18 protein-coding genes are annotated in these 20,217 nt (G+C 70.0%); 4 read left to right on the top strand and 14 right to left on the bottom strand.

The annotated features are described in order from the left end of the window. Window positions 1–9 precede the first annotated feature (9 nt). The 5 genes from BW39_RS13090 to BW39_RS13070 are packed head-to-tail and all read right to left on the bottom strand — an operon-like array spanning window position 10 to window position 5,222. Entirely contained in the window at window positions 10–675 is a 666-nt protein-coding gene (locus BW39_RS13090) for a methionine ABC transporter permease (protein WP_013800725.1), read from the bottom strand. Continuing rightward, a complete protein-coding gene (locus tag BW39_RS13085) occupies window positions 653–1,822 on the bottom strand; it encodes a methionine ABC transporter ATP-binding protein (protein WP_043822170.1) in 1,170 nt (389 codons plus the stop codon). Before BW39_RS13085 ends, BW39_RS13090 begins: the two co-directional genes overlap by 23 nt. A gap of 13 nt (window positions 1,823–1,835) precedes the next feature. Continuing rightward, on the bottom strand, window positions 1,836–2,648 hold the full coding sequence (locus BW39_RS13080) for a MetQ/NlpA family ABC transporter substrate-binding protein (RefSeq protein ID WP_013800723.1): 813 nt from the start codon (window positions 2,646–2,648) through the stop codon (window positions 1,836–1,838). A 19-nt stretch (window positions 2,649–2,667) separates the two neighbouring features. Next, window positions 2,668–3,771 (bottom strand): isopenicillin N synthase family dioxygenase, encoded by a 1,104-nt coding sequence (locus tag BW39_RS13075; RefSeq protein ID WP_043822168.1) that lies wholly within the window; start codon window positions 3,769–3,771, stop codon window positions 2,668–2,670. 35 nt (window positions 3,772–3,806) lie between these two features. Next, window positions 3,807–5,222 carry an O-acetylhomoserine aminocarboxypropyltransferase/cysteine synthase family protein gene (locus BW39_RS13070; RefSeq protein ID WP_043822166.1) on the bottom strand — a complete coding sequence of 472 codons (1,416 nt, stop codon included), beginning with the start codon at window positions 5,220–5,222 and terminating at the stop codon, window positions 3,807–3,809. A gap of 218 nt (window positions 5,223–5,440) precedes the next feature. On the opposite strand from BW39_RS13070, the gene BW39_RS13065 reads away from it, so the two are divergent. Genes BW39_RS13065 through BW39_RS13050 form a run of 4 tightly spaced genes read left to right on the top strand, consistent with a single transcriptional unit; the run spans window position 5,441 to window position 9,650 of the window. Continuing rightward, complete coding sequence (locus tag BW39_RS13065; protein ID WP_012207415.1) at window positions 5,441–6,547, top strand: ABC transporter substrate-binding protein; 1,107 nt, start codon at window positions 5,441–5,443, stop codon at window positions 6,545–6,547. Then, window positions 6,544–7,599, top strand: coding sequence for an ABC transporter permease (locus BW39_RS13060; RefSeq protein WP_043822163.1), 1,056 nt, complete (start codon window positions 6,544–6,546; stop codon window positions 7,597–7,599). The genes BW39_RS13065 and BW39_RS13060 overlap by 4 nt, the downstream gene beginning before the upstream one ends. Next, window positions 7,593–8,414 carry an ABC transporter ATP-binding protein gene (locus tag BW39_RS13055; RefSeq protein ID WP_043822160.1) on the top strand — a complete coding sequence of 274 codons (822 nt, stop codon included), beginning with the start codon at window positions 7,593–7,595 and terminating at the stop codon, window positions 8,412–8,414. Before BW39_RS13060 ends, BW39_RS13055 begins: the two co-directional genes overlap by 7 nt. 12 nt (window positions 8,415–8,426) lie before the next feature. Next, window positions 8,427–9,650: a c-type cytochrome gene (locus tag BW39_RS13050; RefSeq protein WP_043822158.1), complete on the top strand. Its 1,224-nt coding sequence runs from the start codon at window positions 8,427–8,429 to the stop codon at window positions 9,648–9,650. A 4-nt stretch (window positions 9,651–9,654) separates the two neighbouring features. On the opposite strand, the gene BW39_RS13045 is transcribed toward BW39_RS13050, so the two are convergent. From BW39_RS13045 to BW39_RS13005, 9 genes are all read right to left on the bottom strand, one after another. Beyond that, window positions 9,655–11,376 carry an ABC transporter ATP-binding protein gene (locus tag BW39_RS13045; RefSeq protein ID WP_043822155.1) on the bottom strand — a complete coding sequence of 574 codons (1,722 nt, stop codon included), beginning with the start codon at window positions 11,374–11,376 and terminating at the stop codon, window positions 9,655–9,657. Continuing rightward, window positions 11,373–13,115: an ABC transporter ATP-binding protein gene (locus BW39_RS13040; RefSeq protein ID WP_043822153.1), complete on the bottom strand. Its 1,743-nt coding sequence runs from the start codon at window positions 13,113–13,115 to the stop codon at window positions 11,373–11,375. Before BW39_RS13040 ends, BW39_RS13045 begins: the two co-directional genes overlap by 4 nt. Beyond that, complete coding sequence (locus BW39_RS13035) at window positions 13,112–13,939, bottom strand: ABC transporter ATP-binding protein (protein WP_043822151.1); 828 nt, start codon at window positions 13,937–13,939, stop codon at window positions 13,112–13,114. Before BW39_RS13035 ends, BW39_RS13040 begins: the two co-directional genes overlap by 4 nt. Before the next feature lie 2 nt (window positions 13,940–13,941). Next, window positions 13,942–15,033, bottom strand: a complete 1,092-nt coding sequence (locus tag BW39_RS13030; RefSeq protein ID WP_081816194.1) for a FecCD family ABC transporter permease — start codon at window positions 15,031–15,033, stop codon at window positions 13,942–13,944. Beyond that, window positions 15,030–16,172, bottom strand: a complete 1,143-nt coding sequence (locus tag BW39_RS13025; protein ID WP_043822149.1) for an ABC transporter substrate-binding protein — start codon at window positions 16,170–16,172, stop codon at window positions 15,030–15,032. The genes BW39_RS13030 and BW39_RS13025 overlap by 4 nt, the downstream gene beginning before the upstream one ends. A gap of 151 nt (window positions 16,173–16,323) precedes the next feature. Then, entirely contained in the window at window positions 16,324–18,525 is a 2,202-nt protein-coding gene (locus BW39_RS13020; RefSeq protein WP_043822147.1) for a TonB-dependent siderophore receptor, read from the bottom strand. 106 nt (window positions 18,526–18,631) lie between these two features. After that, window positions 18,632–19,480, bottom strand: a complete 849-nt coding sequence (locus BW39_RS29790; protein WP_052155328.1) for a helix-turn-helix transcriptional regulator — start codon at window positions 19,478–19,480, stop codon at window positions 18,632–18,634. A 69-nt stretch (window positions 19,481–19,549) separates the two neighbouring features. After that, a complete protein-coding gene (locus BW39_RS13010) occupies window positions 19,550–19,834 on the bottom strand; it encodes a type II toxin-antitoxin system RelE/ParE family toxin (RefSeq protein WP_043822145.1) in 285 nt (94 codons plus the stop codon). After that, the gene (locus tag BW39_RS13005) at window positions 19,831–20,112 is read right to left on the bottom strand and encodes a CopG family ribbon-helix-helix protein (protein ID WP_043822143.1); all 282 of its coding nucleotides are present in this window, start codon (window positions 20,110–20,112) and stop codon (window positions 19,831–19,833) included. The genes BW39_RS13010 and BW39_RS13005 overlap by 4 nt, the downstream gene beginning before the upstream one ends. Window positions 20,113–20,217 lie beyond the last annotated feature (105 nt).

The raw sequence follows: 20,217 nt of genomic DNA, 5'->3' as shown, positions 1-20,217 counted from the left end.
TAAATCATCTCAAGAGATCGAACGCCGGTGGTCGGCACGGCGCGCCAGCCACTCGCCGCCGAACTGCAGCACCGACACCAGGGCCACCAGGATGACGATGACCTCGAACATCACGCGCGTCTCATAGCGCTCGTAGCCGTAGCGGATGGCCAGGTCGCCCAGGCCGCCCGCCCCCACGGCGCCCGCCATGGCCGAGGCATTGACCATGGCGATCACACTCACGGTCATGCCGCCGATCAGGCCCGGCAGCGCCTCGGGCAGCAGCACCTGGCGCACGATCTGCGGGCGGCGCAGGCCCATGGCGCGCGCCGCCTCCACCAGGCCGCCGTCCACTTCGCCCAGGCTCACCTGGGCGATGCGCGCAAAGAACGGAATCAGGTTGGCCGATAGCGGCACCACCGCCGCCCAGGTGCCCAGCGTGGTGCCCACGATGGCGCGCGTCACCGGCAGCAGGGCCACCAGCAGGATGATGAAGGGAATGGCCCGGCCGATGTTCACCGCCGCCGACAGCCCCCGGTACAGCCGCGGCCTGGCATAGAGCCCGCCCGGCGCCGTGGTGTGCAGCACGATGGCCAGCGCCAGCCCGGCAACGATGGCGATCAGCGAGGACGCGCCCGCCATCAGCAGGGTTTCCAGAAAGGCCTGCAGGTATTTATCGAGCGGGGGCAGGGACATGGCCAAGCAGTTGCAGTGAATCGGCGCCCAGCGCCTGTTGAAGGGAAGACAGCGCGGCCGGTGAAAGGGGTGAGAGCGGTGAGAGCGGTGAAAGCGGCGAGGGTGCCGACGGCAGATCCTGCACCGGCACGCCCACCAGCAGGCGGCCCTGCGAACGCCCGCGCATGCAGTCCAGCCCGCCCTGCAGCAAGCGGGCACGCGGGCCCAGCACCTGAAGCTGCGCCAGCGGCAGGCCCTGCTGGCTGCCGCCGTCGGCCCATCCGATGGCCAGCACGGCGACGGCCTCCGGGCCATCGGCCGCCGCCACCAGTTCCAGGTCGGCCGCCAAGGCCTGCCGCAGCGGCCGCAGCAGCGCACGCGCCGCCTCCGAGCGCGGTGCCGCAAACAGCTTCCAGACTTCGCCGATCTCCTGCAGCCGGCCCTGGTCCAGCACCAGCACGCGGTCGCAGACCTCGCGGATCACGGCCATGTCGTGCGTGATGAGCACGATGGTCAGCCGCAGCTTGCGGTTGATCTCGCGCAGCAGCTCCAGGATGGACTGCGTGGTCTCGGGGTCCAGGGCCGAGGTGGCCTCGTCGCACAGCAGGATTTCGGGCTCGTGCACCAGCGCGCGTGCAATGCCCACGCGCTGCTTTTGCCCGCCCGAGAGCTGGGCCGGATAGGCGCCGCTCTTGTCCGCCAGCCCCACCAGGGCCAGCAGCTCATCCACCCGCGCGCGCACGAGCGCGGGCCGCCAGCCTGCGGCCTGCAGCGGCAGGGCCACGTTCTCGTACACCGTGCGCGAGGACAGGAGGTTGAAGTGCTGGAAGATCATGCCGATGCGCCGGCGCAGCGCCACCAGCGCGTCCTCGTCCAGCGTGGCGACATCGGTGCCGTCCACCAGCACGCGGCCGCTGCTGGGCCGCTCCAGCGCATTGATGGTGCGCAGCAGCGTGGATTTGCCGGCGCCGCTGCGGCCGATGATGCCGAACACCTCGGCACGCGCCACCTCGAAGCTCAGCGCCTGCAGTGCGTGCACGGGCTCGCCCGCGCTCCTTCCCGTGCCCGTGCCCGGGTAGTGCTTGCGCACGCCCTCGAAGACGATGTGCGGCCGCTGCAGCGCATCGATTGCATGGGGCTCGCCGGCCGCCGCCTGTTCCACCTTCATTGCCTTACACGCCTCAGAAGGCCGGCAGCACCGAGCCCTGGTACCTGCTCACGATGAACTGGCGCACGGGCTCGGACTGGTAGGCGCGCAGCAGGGCCGCGACCCAGGGTGCAGCGCGGTCGCGCTCGTGCACGGCAATGATGTTCACGTAGGGATTGCGCTCGCGCCTTTCGACGGCAATGCCATCGCGCGTGGCGATGAGCCCGGCCTGGTAGGCAAAGCTGTTGACGATGGCCGAGGCATCGAGATCGTCCAGCGAGCGCGCCAGCACCACCGAGGCGGCCTCCACCAGCTGCACCTTCTTCTGGTAGCTGACGATGTCGGCCAGGCCCGCCGTGCCCTTGAAGGGGTCGAAGCCCTCGCGCAGCTTCAGGATGCCCTGGTCCTGCAGCACCACCAGCGCGCGCGTCTGGTTGCTGGGATCGTTGGGAATGCCCAGGCGCGCGCCAGCGGGCAGGTCGGCCAGGCGTTTGTGCTTTTTCGAATAGAAGGCGATGGGCGAGATGTAGGTGTCGCCCGCCGCCACCAGCCTGTAGCCGCGCTGCTGGTTCTGGTCGCGCAGGAACGGCACGTGCTGGAAGGAGTTGGCCTCGATGTCGCCGTTGTTCAGCGCCTCGTTGGGGCTGGCCGCGCCGCTGATGACCACGGGCTTGACCTGCAGCCCCTGCTCGCGTGCCACGCGGGTCACCACCTCCCAGATTTCCTCGTCCACGCCGCCGCGCACGCCCACGCGCAGCGGGCCGGCCTGCGCGGCCCGGATGGCGCCTGACATCGCCGCCACCGAGGCCCCCGCCGCCAGTCCCCGCAGAAATACTCGCTTGTCCATCGCACAGTCCTTTCAAGAATCAATAGGCACCAGGGTGCAACTCACGGCCGGCCGCGCGGGCCTGGGCCTGCAGGCGGGCGAAATGCTCGGGATAGAAGCGCTGGGCCACATCCAGGTGGGAGCGCACGCGGCCCTTGAGCGCGTTCTCGCCCACATGGCTGAACAGCGGGTTGTCCGGGTCGCTCTGCGGCCCCGTGGCCAGCACGGCCAGCTCGGGCGGCAGGGTCAGCAGCGGCACCTGGCCCAGGTCCAGGCGCGGCGCCAGGAAGTAGGCGATGGAGTAGCGCTGCACGCCCGCGCGCGGCACCAGCACGCGATGCACGTTGGCGCGCAGATAGCCGTTGGTGGCCAGCTCCAGCATCTCGCCGATGTTGATGACGAAGGCCCCGTCGCGCGGCGGCACATCGACCCAGCCGGCCGGCGTCTCCACCTGCAGCCCGCCCACCTCGTCCTGCAGCAGCAGTGTCAGCAGGCCACCGTCCTTGTGCGCGCCCACGCCCTGGCCTGCTGCGCCCAGCTCGCTGCCCGGGTAGTGGATGATCTTGATGCGGTGCGCAGGCAGGCCGCTGACCAGGGCGTCCAGCGCGCCCTCGGGCAGCTGCAGCGCGGCCACGAAGTGGCGCAGCAGCTCCAGCGCCACGCCATGCGCTGCCGCCTGCCAGGCCAGCACTTCCTCGCGGAACCCGGGCAGGGCCTGCGGCCACTGGTTGGGGCCTTGCAGCCCCTTCCAGTCCGGCACGCCGGGGCCTGCGGGAATCTCGGGCGACTCCTCGCCCAGGTCGATCTGCTCGCGCTGGTCGGGCCGCTGGCGCGTGATCTCCATGCCCACGGCCGTATAGCCCCGGAAGTGCCGCGTGTTGGCAATGGCCAGCGCCTGCTTGTCGGCCAGCGGCTGCGCAAAGAATTCGCGGGCGCGCCGCTGTATGCCCTGCCATGCGTCCCGCCCTATGCCGTGCCCTTCCAGGTAGAAGAAGCCGGTGTCGCGTGCCGTGCGCGCCAGCTGGCGCAGCGCCTGGGCCTGCGTGGCCGGGTCGCGCAGAGCCTGCAGATCGATGACGGGCAGGGCCGGGGTTGCCGCTTTGGCGGCGGGCGCGTCGAGAGTGGATGCTGTCAAGGTGCTCATGCTGTGCTGCCAGGGAAGTGGGAAGGAAGGGGCGCTCAGGCCGCCAGGCGCTGATCGCGGTCTTGCTCGCTGTTTTGTTCGCGGTCTTGTTCGCGTTCGGCAGCCAACACCGCATGGCCCTGCGCCTGGTCCAGCGCCTGCGCCAGGTCGGCCAGCAGGTCCTGCGGATGCTCTATGCCGATGGACAGGCGCACCAGCCCGGACGCAATGCCCACGCGCGCCAGTTCGTCGTCGCTGAGCAGGCTGTGCGTGGTCTCGGCAGGAATGGCGGCCAGCGACTTGCTGTCGCCGATGTTGACCAGGCGCAGGAACAGGCGCAGCGCGTCATAGAAGGCGCGCGCCGCCGGCCGGCCGCCGCGCAGCTCGAAGCCCAGCAGCGCCGGCACATGCCCGCCGCGCAGCTGGCGCAGGGCCAGCGCGTGGTCGGCGTGGCCGCTCTGGCTGGCGTGGTGTATGCGCTCCACCAACGGATGGCGCTGCAGGAAATCGATCACGGCCAGCGTGTTGCGGCTGGCGCGCTCCTGGCGCAGGCCCAGCGTCTCCAGGCCCTGCAGCAGCAGGAAGGCGCTGTGCGGCGCCAGCGCCGCGCCGCAGTTGCGCAGCAGCACGGCACGGGCCCGCGCGATGAAGGCCCGGTCGGGAAATTTCTCGGTGAAGACAAAGCCCTGGTAGGCCGGCTCGGGTGCGCTGAACTGCGGGTAGCGCCCCGCGTGCGCCACCCAGTCGAAGTGACCGCTGTCCACGATCAGCCCGCCCAGCACATTGCCGTGGCCGCCGATGGCCTTGGTGGCCGAATGCACGACGATGTCGGCGCCCCAGTCGAAGGGCCGCAGCAGCAGCGGCGAAGCCACGGTGTTGTCCACCACCAGCGCCACGCCGGCCGCATGGCTGACGTCGGCCAGCTGGCGCAGGTCGGCAATGCCGCCCGATGGATTGCCCACGGACTCCACGAACACGGCCTTGGTGCGCGGCCCTATCGCCCGGCGCAACGCCTGGAAATCATCCTTGGCCACGGCCGTGCTCTGCACGCCGCGCGAGGCCAGCACATGGGCGATGAAGTTGTGCGTGCCGCCATACAGTTGCGAGGCCACGACCACATGGTCGCCCGCACTGGCCAGCGTGGCCAGCGCCACGTCGATGGCGGCCATGCCCGAGGCCAGGGCCAGCGCGGCCACGCCGCCTTCGAGAGCCGCAATGCGCTGCTCCAGCACCGCCAGCGTGGGGTTGGCCGTGCGCGAGTACACATCGCCCTCCTCCACCAGGCCGAACAGGTTGGCGCCGTGCTGGGCGCTGTCGAACACGAAGGAGGTGCTCTGGTAGATGGGCACGGCCGCGCTGCGCTGCTGCTCGCGCCCCCGGTAGCCGGCGTGCAGGGCCTGGGTGTCCTGCTGCCACAGCGCATCACTGGCTGCGTCGTGCGGGGCGGACTCGGTGCCGGTCGCTGAGGTCATGCATGGACTCCGTATGAGTGGTCGATGCAGCCCATTATTCGAAGCCCGCGCCCTGCGCACTACGAAGAAAAACGCGTTCGCTTATTCGGTTTGCGCATGTCGCCGGGCCGCGCCCTTCCTAGTTGCCACGCACATATGGATGCGCGTTTTGCGTCGTTGGAAACACGGCACTCAGCGGACAGCATCGGCAGTCCCGAAACTGCTTTGGAGGGAGTTCCATGACCCGCAAGACCCAGACCGAGATCGACAGGACCCAGGACAGCCGCTGCGCCCATGGCGCCGATTGCGGTGCTTTCGGGGCGCTCGATGCTCCCGAGGCATCCGAGCCCTCGCTCTCGCGCCGCACCCTGATCCGCGCCGGCGCCGCAGCCGGCGCGCTGGGATCGGCCGCCTGGTTCAGCGGCCGCGCCGGGGCGCAGCCGCGCCAGAAGATCACCTTTGCCTGGAGCCAGGCCAGCTTCTGCCATTCGCCCATTCCCGTGGCGCTGGAGCGCGGCTTCTTCGAGCGCAACGGCCTGGACGTGGAGCTGCTGAACTGGGGCGGCTCGGCCGACCAGTTGCTGGAGGCGCTGGCCACGGGCAAGGCCGATGCGGGCGCGGGCCTGATCCACCGCTGGATCAAGCCGCTGGAGGCGGGGCTGGATGTCAAGCTCATCGGCAGCGTGCACGGCGGCTGCCTGCGCCTGGTGGGCCTGAAGTCGGCCGGCGTCACGCTGGACCCCAGCACGCTCAAGGGCAAGACCATCGGCGTGGCCGACCTCAACAGCCCGGCCAAGCAGTTCTATTCCATCCACCTGGCCAAGCGCGGCCTGGATGTGGACAAGGACATCGAATGGCGCGTCTACCCGGCCGACCTGCTGGATGTGGCCGCCAAGAAGGGCGAGATCCAGGCCATTGCCGACGGCGACCCGAATCTCTACCTGATCGAGAAACGCAACCCCGGCACCTTCCTCGAACTGGGCAACAGCGCCAAGAACGAGTACGCCGAAAGCATTTGCTGCGTGATCGGCGCAGGCGCAAAGTTCGCCCGGGCCAACAAGCCCGCAGCGGCCAGCGTGGTGCGCGCGCTGACCCAGGCCTCGGACTACATCGCCGAGAACCCCAACGAAACGGCGAAGATCTTTGCCAAGTACTCGCCCAAGGTGCCCGTCGAGGACCTGCAGCGCCTGCTGGCCGAGCTGACCTTCAAGCACCATCCGCACGGCAAGCCGCTGCGCGACGAGGTCCAGGCCTTTGCGGCCGACTTCCGCACGGCCGGCGTGCTCAAGAAGCAGACCGACCCTGGCCGCTTTGCCAGCCACATCACGCTGGACGTCCTCGCATGAGCACCGCAAGACCACGCTGGCGCCTGGGCGCCACGGATGCCGCACCCGGCCTGGAGCGGGAACAGGCGCAGGGCACGCGCAAGGCCGGCCCCTGGCGCACCGGCCTGCTGGCCGCCGCCGCCTGGGCCGGCCTGGGCATGCTGACCCTGCTGTGGCCCAACAAGGAGATCGGCTTCAGCGAATGGGCGTTCACGCAGGAGTTCGGCATTGCCGCCCTGATCGTGGCCCTGTTGCTGCTGGCATCGGCCGTGCTGCCTGTGCGACCCGTACGGGCAGCACGGCGCATCGACCGCTGGCTGCGCCCGGCCGGTGCCTGGCTGGTGGCGGCGCCGCTGCTGCTGGCGCTGTGGGAGACGCTGACGGCCAAGCTCGGCGCGCTGCCGCCGCCCTTCTTTGCACCACCGCAAAGCCTGATCGACGTGGTCCATGAGGACTGGCAGCGCCTGGGCCTGTCCACGCTGTATTCGCTGCGGCTGCTGCTCAACGGCATCGTGTTCGGCGCGGTGATCGGGTTTCTCACGGGCGTGTGGATAGGCTGGTCGCGCATCGCGGGCTACTGGGTGCATCCGCTGCTGCGCTTCCTGGGGCCGGTGCCCGCCTCGGCCCTGCTGCCGCTGGCCTTTTTCTTCGCGCCGTCCAGCTACTCGGCAGCCGTGTTCCTGGTGGCGCTGGCCACGTTCTTTCCGGTGGCCGTGCTGACCTGGTCGGGCGTGGCATCGGTCAGCAAGAGCTACTACGACGTGGCGCGCACGCTGGGCGCATCGCCCTGGTTCCTGGTGCTGCGCGTGGCCATCCCGGCCGCCCTGCCACAGGTCTTCGTGGGCCTGTTCATGGGGCTGGGCGCCTCGTTCTCGGTGCTGATTACGGCCGAGATGATGGGCGTGAAGGCCGGCCTGGGCTGGTATCTGCAGTGGGCCCAGGGCTGGGCAGCCTACGCCAACATGTACACGGCGCTGCTGGTCATGGCCGTGCTGTGCTCGGGCCTGATCACGCTGCTGTTCACCGTGCGCGACCGCACGCTGTCGTGGCAGAAGGGAACCGTCAAATGGTGATTGCCGCAGAACACGCCGCCAACGCCGCAGCCACGCCCGCCATCGCCGGGGCGGCCCTAGCCGGCGCGGCCATCGATGTGCAGGCCGTCAGCCACTGGTTCGGCCAGGGGCAGGGCGCGCTGCAGGTGCTCGACGAGGTCAGCCTGCAGGTGCGGCCTGGCGAGTTCGTGGCCCTGCTGGGCCCCAGCGGCTGCGGCAAGTCCACGCTGCTGCGCCTGGTGGCCGGGCTGGACGCGCCCACGGCCGGCGCCGTGGCGCAGGACGGCACGGCCATCACCGAGCCCGATCCCTCGCGCATCGTCGTCTTCCAGGACCCCACGCTGTTTCCCTGGCGCACGGTGCGCGGCAACGTGGCCCTGGGCCTGCAGGCACGCGGACTGCTGGACAGCCAGGCGCACCGCGTTGACGAGGCCCTGCGCCTGGTGGGACTGGAGGATTTCGCGGACAGCCATCCCCACCAGCTGTCGGGCGGCATGGCCCAGCGCGCGGCCCTGGCGCGCGCCCTGGTCAACGACCCGCGCCTGCTGATCCTGGACGAGCCGCTGGGCAAGCTCGACTCGCTGACGCGGCTGGCCATGCAAAGCGAGATCCTCAAGATCTGGCAGCGCGCAGGCTTTTCCGTGCTGCTGGTCACCCACGATGTGGAAGAGGCCCTCTTCCTGGCCCACCGCGTGCTGGTCTTCAGCCAGCGGCCCGCCCGCATCGTGGCCGAGATCGATGTGGACCTGCCCTACCCGCGCCAGCGCGGCCACGCCCGCCTGTCCGAGCTGCGCCACGAGGCCCTGCGCCACCTGGGCCTGGACCAGACCTGGTAGCGCCCGCCTCCGATGCAACGCAGCGACTCCCCCGACTGGCTCAACCCCTTGATCGGCGCCATGCAGCAGGCCCAGGTCGGCCTGCTGCAGCTGCTGCATGGCCTGGGCCTGGCCGGCACGGTGGACGGCCAGCCTGCCTGGCCCTGGGCACTGCGCCTGTCCGGCGAAAACCTGCTGATCGACCTGGGCCAGGCCCGGGGGCTGCTGTGGTCGCTGGCGGCCGTGGCAACCGCCATCGTTTTGCTGGTGCTGGCCCTGGTTCTGCGCCGCATCCGCCTGCCGGCCCTGGTGCTGACCGCGCTGGCCGTGCTCGCCCTGCTGCTGGCCCCCTGGCCGCGTGCCGACCTGATCCTGGTGCCCGCGCATGCCACCAGCTTCCATGCCTCGCCCACGGGCTTCAGCGTGGAGAGCATTGCGCGCGGCGGCGCCGTCTATGCCCAGCACTGCACGGCCTGCCACGGTCCCGATGGCCGGGGCCACGGCCCGCTGGCCGCCAGCCAGCCGGTCTGGCCCCCCAACTTCACCAGCCCGCTGTTGTGGCGCCGCGCCGATGGGGAATTGCTCTGGGCCATTCTTCATGACCGCCGCCCCGTGGAGTCTGGCGACGGCGCACGGGCACACGGCCAGGCCGACCGGCTGTCCAGCGACGACGCCTGGGCCCTGATCGACTTCATGAAGGCCCGCGCCGCAGGCCAGATGCTGCAGATCGCCGGCAGCTGGCCCTATCCCGTGGGCCTTCCCGACATGGCCGTGCAGTGCGCAGGCCAGCCCGCACGCCGCCTGAGCACCTGGCAAAGCCGCCAACAGCGGCTGAGGGTGGTGGCAGGCAGCGGCCCGGTGCAGGAAGACCCGCGCCTGGTCAGCCTGCAGCTGTCACCCGATGGCGGCAACCGCGCCGCCAGCGCCCTGGACTGCACCGTCAACGACCCGCGCGCCTGGCAGGCCATGGCCCTGCTCAGCGGCTCGGAGCAGCTGCAGGGCATGCAATGGCTGGGCGACCGCAGCGGCTGGCTGCGCGCGCTATCGCGTCCGGGCGCCCAGGGCTGGTCGGAGGACGACCTGGTCTGCCGCACGGACACGCCCGCGAGGACGACGGTCGAGGCGACGACGGCCGCTGCGGCAACCGCCGGCCCGTCCGATGGCTCACCCGACGGCTCATCCGACGGCCTCGGGGCCCTGATCGCTCGCATGGATGCCGAACCCGTGCGGTTCATCAAGGGTGGGTTTGTGCACTGAGGGATCAGGCATCCGCTGCCATCAGGCTGGCATAGGCGCCCTGGCGCGCGAGCAACTCCCGGTGGGTGCCCTGCTCCACGATGCGGCCGCCCTCCAGCAGGACCACGCGGTCGGCGCGGGCCAGCATGGCGGGCCGGTGGGCGATGAGCAGCACGGTACGGTGCTCGCGCAAGGCGTCCAGCGCGCGCAGCAGGGCTTGCTCGCTTTCGCTGTCGAGATGGGAGGAAGCCTCGTCCAGCACCAGCACGGGAGCACCGGTCAGCAGCGCGCGCGCCAGGGCGATGCGCTGGCGCTGGCCACCCGACAGGCGCATGCCTTGTTCTCCACAGCGCGTGGCATGGCCTTGCGGCAGCCCGCTGATGAAGCCATGGGCCTGCGCCAGCATGGCGGCCTGCTGTACCTCGTCATCGCTGGCGTCAGGCCGGCCCAGGCGGATGTTGTCGGCGATGGAGATGTCGAACAAATGCACCTCCTGGCGGACCACGGCAAGTTGCTGCCGCAGCACGGCCAGCGGCAATTCACGGATGTCCATGCCGCCCATGCGCAGGCTGCCGGCGTCGGGCTCGCCCAGGCGTTGCAACAGCTGCACGCAGCTGCTTTTGCCGGCGCCGGACGCGCCGGCCAGGGCCACCATTTCGCCAGGCCGCAGGGACAGGTCCAGTCCGCGCAGCACGGGTACGCCGCCACGCTGCCAATGCACACCGCAGAAGTCCAGCGACGCCGTGGCCGGCGCCTCACGGGTTCCGCTGTCCGCAATGCGCCGGGGCTGGCGCAGCAGTTGCACGATGCGGTCGGCACCAGCCTTCACATCGCCCAGCCTGCGCGCGGCCTGCGCCACTTCGGCCAGCGGCGCCAGCGCCATGCCGGCCAGTACCACCACGGCCGGCAGCCAAGCGGCATCGATGTGTCCCTGGTCCAACAGCCAGGCGGCCACGGCAGCCATGGCCAGGGCCGACACGGCCGGCAACGGGTCCGCGGTGGCCAGTTGGCCCGCAGCAAGCGACGCATGCCTGCGCACCTGCGGGGACAGCGCCGCAGCTTTGGCACGCATGCGTGCCAGCCAGCGCGGGCCGGCCTCCAGCAGCGCCAGTTCACGCAGCCCGCGCAGGCCTTCCACCACATCGGCATTGAGTTCGCCCTGGGCCGCTGCCAGCGCCCTGGCCTGCCGCTGCGCCTTGCCGGCCAGCCACCAGGACAGCAGCACCGGCAAGGCAACAAAGGGCAGCCAGGCCAGGGCGAGCAGCGGATGCAGCCAGGCCAGCAGGCCCAGTGCCGCCAGCGGCACGCACAGGGCGCCGGACAGCTCGCCCAGCATGTGGGCGTAGAAGTGCTCCATCAGCTCGGCATCGGCCGTGGCCGTGGCGGCGATGTCGCCGCTGCGCTGCGGACCGGCCGCATTGCCTGCGCCCCGCTCCAGCCCGTCGTAGATGCCCAGCTGCAGTGTTTCTATCAACGCAAACGCCAGTGCATGGGAGGCATGGGCCTGCCACCATTGGCTGAGCGCGGCCACCAGCGCCGTCAAGGCCAATGCGCCCAGTGCCGGTTGCAGCGCAGTCCACGGCGCGCCCATGGCGGCCTGTCCGGCAATCCAGGCAGCCAGCACCCAGGAGCCGACCACGGTAGCCTGCGCCAGCGCGGCGGCCAGCAACGCCGCTGCCAGCAGGCGCTTGTGCGACGCCACCGGCGCCAGCAGGCCGGCCCAGCTGCGGGGCTCATCTCGGATCATGCGGCCTCCTCCGTCGTCCTCTTGGCCTGCGACGCCGCCCAGAGCCGTGCATAGCGGCCGCCGCGGCGCAGCAGATCATCGTGCGTGCCCTGTTCGGCCACCCGGCCGTTTTCCAATACCACGATGCGGTCCGCCTCGCGCGCCGTCTCCAGGCGGTGCGCGGCCATGACGAGAGTGCGGCGGCCCCGCAATGGCCGCAACACCTGCAGCAAGGCCTGCTCCGTGCGTGGATCTGCGCTGGATGTGGGCTCGTCCAGCAGCAGCACGGGCGCACGCCTGAGCAAGGCACGCGCCAGGGCCAGCCGCTGGGCCTGCCCGCCCGACAGGTGCGCGCCGAATTCGCCCACCTCGGTCTGCAGGCCCTGGGGCAGGCTGTCCACCAGATCGGCCAGTTGCACATCACGCAGGACAGCCTCGATGTCGCGGCGGCAGGCCTGGGGGCTGGCCATGCGCAGGTTGTCCTCCAGGCTGCCGCTGAACAGCAGCGTGTCCTGGGCGACCAGGGCGACCCTGGAGCGCAACTGCGCCAGGCTCAGCTCCCGCAGGTCCCGGCCGCCCAGGCAGACCATGCCGCGCCGGGGATCGGCGGCGCGCCACAGCAGCGACAGCAGTGTGGACTTGCCGACGCCCGAAGGCCCCACCAGCGCCACCCATTCACCATCGGCGATATCCAGGTCCAGCCCGCGCAGCACCTCGGGCCGCCCCGGCTCCTGCCCCTGGTCATGGGCAAAGCACACCCCACTCAGCGAGATGCGGCCGTCTGCAGGAGCAGGCCCGGGCCGCTGCGGCTCAGGCACGGGCAGCGGCGCGTGCAGCAGCGCGTCGATGGCATGCAGGCCGTCGCGCGCGGCCCAAGCCGCATGAAAGGCTTTCTCCAGCCGCTCCAGCGGCCTGAAGGCCTCACGCGACAGCAGCAGCACGGCCAGCAGCGATGCCGCATCCAGCCGGCCCTGGCCCAGTTGCCAGCTGCCCCACCCCAGGACACTGGCCATGCCGGCCAGGCCAACGAACCGCGTCAGGCCGGTGCGCAGCAAGGTGGCGCGCAGCGTGTGCATGGACTCGGCACGCAGGCGGGCGGCCTGTTCGGCCAGACGCATGCGCCAACGCGCCGAGGCGCCAAAGGCCCAAAGGGTCTCCATGCCGCGCAGGCTGTCCAGCAGCTGCGCCCCAAAGGCAGCCAGGGCCGCCATGACGCCGCTGGCCCCGGGCATGTGCCGGCGCAGCCACAGCCGGTCCAGCAGCGGCTGGCCCAGCACGAACACGGCCAGCAGCAGCGCGCAGCCTGCATCCACCCAGGCCAGGGCGCCCAGCGCCAGCGCGCAGCCGAGCACGGCTCCCAGCAGGCTGGGAACATGGCGGCTGGCATGGACCTGCACGGCATCGACAGCCGCAACCAGCGTGGCCTGCAGCTCGCCCGTGGGGCGGGCCGCAGCCCAGGCCGGCCCCAGGCGCATCAACCGGGCCAGCAGGCGTTCGCGCAGCACGGCGCGCGTGCGCATGCCCACCTGCTGCGCCCACCACTCTTCCAGCCACACCAGGACGCCGCGCAGCACCAGGGCCGCCAGACCGATCGCCAGCCAGGGATGCAGCGACGCCCCCTCCATGGCCTGGGCCAGCAGTCGAGCAAGGCACAGCGCGTGCACCACCAGCATGGCCTGGGCCAGCAGCCCGCAGGCCACCGTGGCCGCCAGCTGCGCGCGCGAGCGCGACACCATCCAACGTTCCAGCGAGGTGCTCATGACGGCTCCTGCCCACGGCCGCCCAGCGCGTGCCTCACGGCGACCAGACGCCGGCCGTTGACCGTTTCCACGACAGCCTGCACGCGGTAGACCTCGTGCAGCAGGGCGCTGTCCACCACCTCGACGGGGCTGCCGGCACGCACCACGCGGCCCTGGTCCAGCACCATGATCCGGTCTGCCCAGCCCATGGCCAGGTTGATGTCGTGCAGCACGGCCAGCACCACCAGTTGCCGCTCGTGTGCGATCTCGGTCACCACGTCCAGCACGCGGTGCTGGTGGTAGAGGTCCAGGGCGCTGGTCGGCTCGTCGAGCAGCAGCAGGCGCGGACGGCGCACCAGGGCCTGGGCCAGACCCACCATCTGGCGCTGGCCACCCGACAGCGCAGCCAGCGGCCGGTCGGCCAGGGCCGTCAGCTCCAGGCGCTGCAGCACCTGCTCCACGGCGGTCTCGGCCTCATGCGTGCCGACCAACGGCCAACCACGGGCCGCCTGTGCGGGCTCGCCGGCCATGGCCGCGCTGAGCACGGACTCGAACACCGCCAGTCGCGAGCGTTCGGGCAGGCTTTGGGGCACATAGACCACCTGGCGCGCGCGCTGCAACGGCGGCTGGGAAGACAGCAGCGCCGTGCCCAGGCGCACCTCGCCGCGCATGCGCTGCAAGCCTGCAATGCCGCGCAGCAGCGTGGATTTGCCTGCGCCATTGGGCCCCACCAGCGCGTTGACCGAACCCGCAGCCAAGGGCCCCAGAGTGGCACCGCGCAGCACGGGAGCTGCGCCATAGCCCATGTGCACATCGCTGACATGCAGCGCGTTGCGGAATGGCATGCTCAGCGCTCCTGCCGGCCCGTGCGGGCAACGATGGCCATGAAAAAGGGAATGCCCACCAGCGAGGTCACGATGCCCACGGGCACCAGCACGCCCTCGATCAGCGTCTTGCTGGCCACCGAGGCCATGGACAGGATCAGTGCCCCCGCCAGCGCCGAGGCCGGCAGCAGCACGCGGTGGTCGTCGCCCACCAGCATGCGCGCGATGTGCGGTGCGATCAGCCCCACGAATCCTATGGTGCCCACGAAGGAGACGGCCACGCCCGACAGCAGGCTGATGCGCAGCAGCGCCCAGCCTCTCAGCGCCGTGACCGGCACGCCCAGGCTGCGCGCGCGGTCCTCGCCCAGCGTGAGCGCGGTCAGCGACCAGCTCTGGCTCCAGGACCAGGGCAGGCACAGCGCCAGCACGGCGGCCATGACGGCAATCCGGTCCCAGGAGGCGCGTGCCAGGCTGCCCAGGGTCCAGAAGACCAGCTGCTGCAAGGTGTTCTGGTCGGCCACGAACTGCAGCAGTGCCACCAGGGCGTTGAAGCTGAACACCAGGGCGATGCCGAACAGCACCAGGCTTTGCACGCCAAATCCGCGCCACATGGCCAGCCCGTACAGCAGGCCCACCGACAGCAGCGCGAAGAGGAAGGCGTTGAGAGACACCACGTACTGCGCCGGCACGCCCGGCACGCCCAGTCCCAGCACGATGGCCAGGGCCGCGCCAAAGGCGGCGGCCGCCGACACGCCCAGCGTGAACGGGCTGGCCAGCGCATTGGCCAGCACGGTCTGCATCTCCGCGCCAGCCAGCGCCAGCGCCGCACCCACCAGCACGGCCATCAGCGCATAGGGCAGGCGCACGTTCCAGACGATGACGGCCTCCACGCGCGACACGCTGCCCGGATCGCCCAGCACCTGCCACAGCCGTGCCAGCCCCATGCCCGACGGGCCGGTGGCCACGTCCAGTGCCAGGCTGGCCAGCAGCGCCAGGGCCAGCAGCGCCAGCACCAGCCCGTGGCGGGCATGGCGGCGGCGGTAGCGCTGCGCGGCACCGGCCGCCGCAGCGCCCGTCTCTGCCGCCACGGCACTGGCCTCCATGGCCGCGCTCATCGGCCGGCCCCGGAAGGCAGGTCGGTCAGCAGCACGCCGGTCATCGGAATCGGCATGAAGCGCTCGTACAGCTCACGCCGCGTGCGCAGCGGGTCGATGTCGGCAAAGAGTTCGGGATGCAGCCACTTGGCCAGCGCCTCGACGGCAATCACATGCTCTGGCGAGTCGTAGAAGATGTGCCACAGGCCGTGCACGCGCCCCTTTCGGACGGCGGACAGCTCGCGCGTTTGGGCACGCTGCGCCACCGTCGCCAGGCTGGCCTGCGCCTGGGCAGGCGTGGCCTGGTAGCCCAGCGTCACGCCGCCCTGGCCACTGGCGAAGACGCCTGTGGCTACATAGACGGCAGGATCGCGCGACAGCACATATTCGAGGTTCAGCGTACCGATGGGACCGGGAATGCGGCCGGCGCCGATGTTGTCGCCACCGGCCAGCTCCACCATTTCCCCGAAATTGCCCTTGCCCGGCGAGCCGCAGCAGTCGCGCAGACCGGCCAGCATGTCGATGAAGATGGCGGGCCGCTGGAATCCGTCCTTCTGGCGCGCCGCCGCGACACGCTGGCGCACGCGCTCGATGCGCTGCTCGTAGAAGGCGATGAAGTCCTCGGCGCGCTGCTGGCGGCCCAGCACCTGGCCCATCAGGCGCAGGCTGGGCACGGTATGGGTCAGCGGATGCTGGCTGAAATCCACAAAGACCACGGGCACGCCCGCCGCCTGCAGCTGGCGCACGGCCTCGCTGTCGGGCGCGGGCCCGTGACCGCCCGAGACGGCCATGAAGGCCACGTCGGGACGCACGGCCAGGGCCTGTTCCACGTTGAAACTTTCGGGCGTGGCGCCGCCTACCAGCGGCAGTTTCTCCATGGCAGGAAAGGCCTTGGAGAAAGCCGCATAGCCCTGGGTATCGAGCAGGCGGAAATCCCCCTGCCAACCCGCCACGCGCTCCACCGCCTGCCGGCCTTCCAGCAGGGCCATGGTGTAGACCATGCGTCCCTCACCCAACAGCACGCGCTGCACGCGGTCCGGCACCTGCACGCTGCGCCCCGCCATGTCCGTCACGGTCAAGGCTTGGGCCAGCCCACTCCAAAGCGCCAGCGCCGCCACCGCAGCGCGCAACACGCGCCGCATTCCTGTCTGTATTTGCATCTGTTTTCTTCTCTCAGTCGTTACCGGCATACCCAATGCAACCGGCGCGCCCCAAAGCCTGGGACAGCAAGCAAGGGCCTGAGCCGGCCGCAACGCCCCGCAGCGAGGCTGCCGTCCCCCTCAGGCTGCCGTCGCAAAGCGGCTCAGGGGGTCAAAACCGGCCGCGCAAGCTCACCTGCACATTGCGCGGCTCGCCATAGACATTGCCGAAGTTGGCCGGCCCGAATCCGCCGCTGCCCAGGCGCGTGTAGTAGCTGCGGTCGAACAGGTTGCTGACGTTCAGCGCCGCACTCCACTGCGGGCTGATGCGGTAGCCCACGCGCAGGCTGGCCGTGGCGTAGCCGCCCTGGGTGGCTCGAACAAGGGGCTTGCCGCCCTCGCTGTAGGTGCCGCTTTGGACGTTGATGCCGCCGCCCACATCCCAGGCGTTGAGCGCGCCCGGCAGCCGGTATGTGGTCCACAGCCGCAGCAGATGCCGGGGGCTGAAGGTCCTGAAGGACTGGCCCTGATAGCTGGGATCGCGCTTGTATTCGCTGGTGTTGTAGGTGTAGCCGGCCATGGCCTGCCAGCCCGGGGCGATCTGTCCCGCCAGCTCGGCGTCGAAGCCCTGGCTCTGCACCTTGCCCTGCGCGGCGTAGCAGCAGCTGTCCACGATGACGGGCGACACGGCCACGGCGCGGTTGCTCTCCACGATGCGGAAGGCCGCCAGCGCCACCTGCAGCCGGCCATCGTTGAGCGAGCCCTTGATGCCGGCCTCGTAGTTGGCGCCAACCACGGGCGGCAGTCCGCCGCCATCCTCGCCCCGGTAGTTGCTCTGCACGCGGAAGATGTCGGCATAGCTGGTGTAGAGCGACCAGCGGGAGTCCAGATCGAAGACCAGGCCCGCGTAGGGCGTGAAGCGGCCGTCCTGCCGGTAGTCCGCCGTCTGCGCGCCCGTGCGCTGGTTGACGGAGTCGGTGCGCCACCAGCTCCAGCGACCGCCCAGCAGCAGGGTCAGCGGATCGGCCAGCTTCAGCCGCGCGGCACCATAGATGCCGTACTGGCGCGTGCGCGATCGCGAGTCCGATGTCCACTGCACGGCACCCGGATCGGCGTAGGCGGCCGGGTCGAAGTCGAACACATTGACGGGAATGCCGCCAAAGCCCGGGAGGCTGCCGCCTTGCGAGCGCGCGTCGCGGTCGTACCAGTTGGCGCCCAGCACCACCTCGTGGCGCCGGCCCCAGGCCTGCCAGGCCCCGCTGAGCATGGCGTCCAGCGACAGCTGTTCGTTGTCGTAGTCATTGGCGCCACCCATCAGGCGGGGACCCAGGCCCGTGGCGCGGTCCACCGCGCCCGAGACATAGGCGTACTTGAGCGCGCTGGACTCGCGGTCGGAGACCGCCGCCAGCTTGAACTGCCAGTCTGCATTGATGGAATGGCTGAGGTCGGCGAAGACCTGGGTGGCCTCGAAGTCCCAGTGCGTCCAGGGCGTGCTCAGGAAGGTGCTGCGTGCCAGCCCCAGGTCGCCGCCGTCGGCGTAGCGCGGCACGCCCATCATGGGCGGCACCCAGTCGCGCGTCTGGTGGCCGGCGCCCAAGGAGACGGTGGTGGCCGATCCCAGGTCGGCCTCGACGATGCCGTACAGCGAATCGCGCCGGCTGCTGGCATAGCGCACATGGGAGTCGCGCTGGTCGTGCGCGGCCGCCAGGCGGGCACGCACCGACCCATCGGCGTTCAGCGGGGTGCTGTAGTCGATCTCGGCACGGGCCGCATTCCAGGAGCCCAGGCCCAGCGAGCCCGTGAAGCGCCGGTCGCCCGTGGGACGCTTGCGCACCAGATTGATCACGCCGCCGGGCTGGCCCGCGCCATTGAACAGGCCCGCAGCGCCGCGCAGCGTCTCCACATGGTCGAACATCACCATGTCAGGCTGGCTCCAGGAAGCGCCGCCTGTCTGCACGGGAAGGCCGTCGTACTGGAAGTACTCGATGGGATAGCCGCGCGCATAGAAGGCCGGAATGACACCCGTGCCCGACAGGTCCACGGTCACGCCGGGGGTCTGCGCCATGATCTCGTCCAGCGTGTGCAGGTTCTGGTCCTCGATCTGCTGTCGCGTGATGACGGAGACCGAATGCGGCGTCTCCCTGAGCGTGGCAGGCAGCTTGGTTCCCACCGAGACGCCCGGGGCCGCGTAGCCACCCGTCAGCTCGGTGGGCCGGTCCTTGACCGCCTGGCCCGTGACCTGCACCTCGGGCAGCCTTTCCTCGGCCGCCCGGGCCAGGGCGCACTGGCCCAGGACGCAGACGGCCAGCGCGATCGATGTGATGGAAAAACGGGGCGGGCCGGCATCCCGGTCCGCAGAATCTGGCAGCGACATTCAACCCTCTCGAAGCAAATGAAAATCAATTGCATTCGACTGTAGGCAAGAGGAAGGCTCGCCGCTTTCGCTGGCCGGAGTTTGGCTTTCGCTCGCCGGAGACGGCTCAGCGCAGCAACTCGCTGGGCGCGATGCCGAAGCGCTTGCGAAAGGCCGTCGAGAAATGCGCAATGCTGTAGCCCACCTCCAGCGCCACCTGCGTGACCGAGGAGCCGCCCGAAGTCAGCAGGCCGTAGGCCTGCTCCAGCCTGTGCTGCTGCAGGTGCTCGAACACGCTCATGCCGAACAGCTGGCGAAAGCCGGCCGTGAGCTTGCGCTCGTTGATGCCGGCCTCGCGCGCCAGCTCGGCCAGCGACAGGGGACTGCGAGCGTGCGCCGTGGCCACCTCGCGCGCATGCCAAAGCCGCTCCACATCGGCGCGTGACAGCTCGGCGCCAGCCCCCTGCGCGCCCGCCGCCGGCAGGCACTGCTGGAGCACGGCAGCCGACAGTTCCAGGCTCTTGGCATTGAGGAACAGATCACGCATGGGCCCCTGATAGGGGCAGACCAGAATCTGTGTGGCCAGCGCACGCGCCGTGGCCGACAGCCCCTGGCGCAATACCAGCAGATCGTTGTCGTTGAAGCAGTGGTGGCCGCTGCGCGCGATGAGATCGAGCCCGAAGCCCTGGCGCTCCGCCGCCTCGGCGTCAAAGCCTATGCGCACATAGCGCTGAAGGCTGTGGGATTCATAGCGGTCCAGTCCCTCATGCAGGCCCGTGGCCAGCACCAGGTAGACCCCGGCATCGGACACCTCCATCAGACGGCCGTTGACCCCGGCCTGCACCTTGCTGTTGAGGGCCACGATGATCTGCAGGCCCTGGAACACCGGCGCGCGGACCTCCACAGGCTCCTGCGTCATGCGGCAGCCGGCCGCAAGGCACAGCTGGTTGTCGAATCTGGAATTCCACTGGAACACGTTGCAAATCTATGAATGAGAATTATTCTCAAATCATACGTTCAACAGCCAAGACCTTGTACCGCCTCGTCAATCCTCCAACGGCGGCCACTGGCGCGCGGTGTGCACCAGGGCCAGCACCCAGACCGTCGTGCCATCGATCTCATAGACAAGGCGGTAGCTTTCATGGGGGATCAGCTCGCGCGTGCCGGCAATCCTGCCCGCTTTGCCCATCTTGGGATACGCGGCCAACCGGGCCGCTGCGTCGCTGAAAAGCAGGTCCATGCGCAAGGCTGCGCGAGGATTGTCAGCTGCGATGTAGTCCCAGATATCGGCGCGATCCTGCTGCGCCTGCGGCGTCCAGATGACTTTCACGCACGGTCTGCCGCAACCTGACGGCGCCGGGCAGCGAACTCGGCCTCGACTTCCTCATTCGAGCGGCCAAGTCCAGCGCGCATGGAGGCACGTCCCTCCTCGACCTTGCGCTGAAGATAGCCGTCATATTCACGGGCCTTGCGGCGCTGCTCAATGTAGTCGCGCATCAACTCCCGCATGACCTGGGATGCGGGCCGGTCCTCGCCTGCGGCTTCGGCCATGAAGTCTTCGCGCAGCTCGGCTTCCAGTTTCATGGTGAAAACGGCTTCCTTGGGCATGATTGACTCCTGTGAAGATACCAACAAAGTATATACATCGTCAGTACCAAACACTCCAGAGACTCAACCGCTTCATCCCATTCGCAACTTGCACTTGCCAATGCA

The organism is Delftia sp. RIT313 (assembly GCF_000632165.1).
GTDB lineage: Bacteria > Pseudomonadota > Gammaproteobacteria > Burkholderiales > Burkholderiaceae_C > Comamonas > Comamonas acidovorans.
The sequence above is the reverse complement of the archived record's forward strand: the minus strand, read 5'-3'. Positions and strand labels throughout refer to the sequence as shown.

Coding starts and splice junctions, on each gene's coding strand:
- BW39_RS13090 (WP_013800725.1), bottom strand. CDS start 675: ATGTCCCTGCCCCCGCTCGATAAATACCTGCAGGCCTTTCTGGAAACC.
- BW39_RS13085 (WP_043822170.1), bottom strand. CDS start 1,822: ATGAAGGTGGAACAGGCGGCGGCCGGCGAGCCCCATGCAATCGATGCG.
- BW39_RS13080 (WP_013800723.1), bottom strand. CDS start 2,648: ATGGACAAGCGAGTATTTCTGCGGGGACTGGCGGCGGGGGCCTCGGTG.
- BW39_RS13075 (WP_043822168.1), bottom strand. CDS start 3,771: ATGAGCACCTTGACAGCATCCACTCTCGACGCGCCCGCCGCCAAAGCG.
- BW39_RS13070 (WP_043822166.1), bottom strand. CDS start 5,222: ATGACCTCAGCGACCGGCACCGAGTCCGCCCCGCACGACGCAGCCAGT.
- BW39_RS13065 (WP_012207415.1), top strand. CDS start 5,441: ATGACCCGCAAGACCCAGACCGAGATCGACAGGACCCAGGACAGCCGC.
- BW39_RS13060 (WP_043822163.1), top strand. CDS start 6,544: ATGAGCACCGCAAGACCACGCTGGCGCCTGGGCGCCACGGATGCCGCA.
- BW39_RS13055 (WP_043822160.1), top strand. CDS start 7,593: ATGGTGATTGCCGCAGAACACGCCGCCAACGCCGCAGCCACGCCCGCC.
- BW39_RS13050 (WP_043822158.1), top strand. CDS start 8,427: ATGCAACGCAGCGACTCCCCCGACTGGCTCAACCCCTTGATCGGCGCC.
- BW39_RS13045 (WP_043822155.1), bottom strand. CDS start 11,376: ATGATCCGAGATGAGCCCCGCAGCTGGGCCGGCCTGCTGGCGCCGGTG.
- BW39_RS13040 (WP_043822153.1), bottom strand. CDS start 13,115: ATGAGCACCTCGCTGGAACGTTGGATGGTGTCGCGCTCGCGCGCGCAG.
- BW39_RS13035 (WP_043822151.1), bottom strand. CDS start 13,939: ATGCCATTCCGCAACGCGCTGCATGTCAGCGATGTGCACATGGGCTAT.
- BW39_RS13030 (WP_081816194.1), bottom strand. CDS start 15,033: ATGAGCGCGGCCATGGAGGCCAGTGCCGTGGCGGCAGAGACGGGCGCT.
- BW39_RS13025 (WP_043822149.1), bottom strand. CDS start 16,172: ATGCAAATACAGACAGGAATGCGGCGCGTGTTGCGCGCTGCGGTGGCG.
- BW39_RS13020 (WP_043822147.1), bottom strand. CDS start 18,525: ATGTCGCTGCCAGATTCTGCGGACCGGGATGCCGGCCCGCCCCGTTTT.
- BW39_RS13005 (WP_043822143.1), bottom strand. CDS start 20,112: ATGCCCAAGGAAGCCGTTTTCACCATGAAACTGGAAGCCGAGCTGCGC.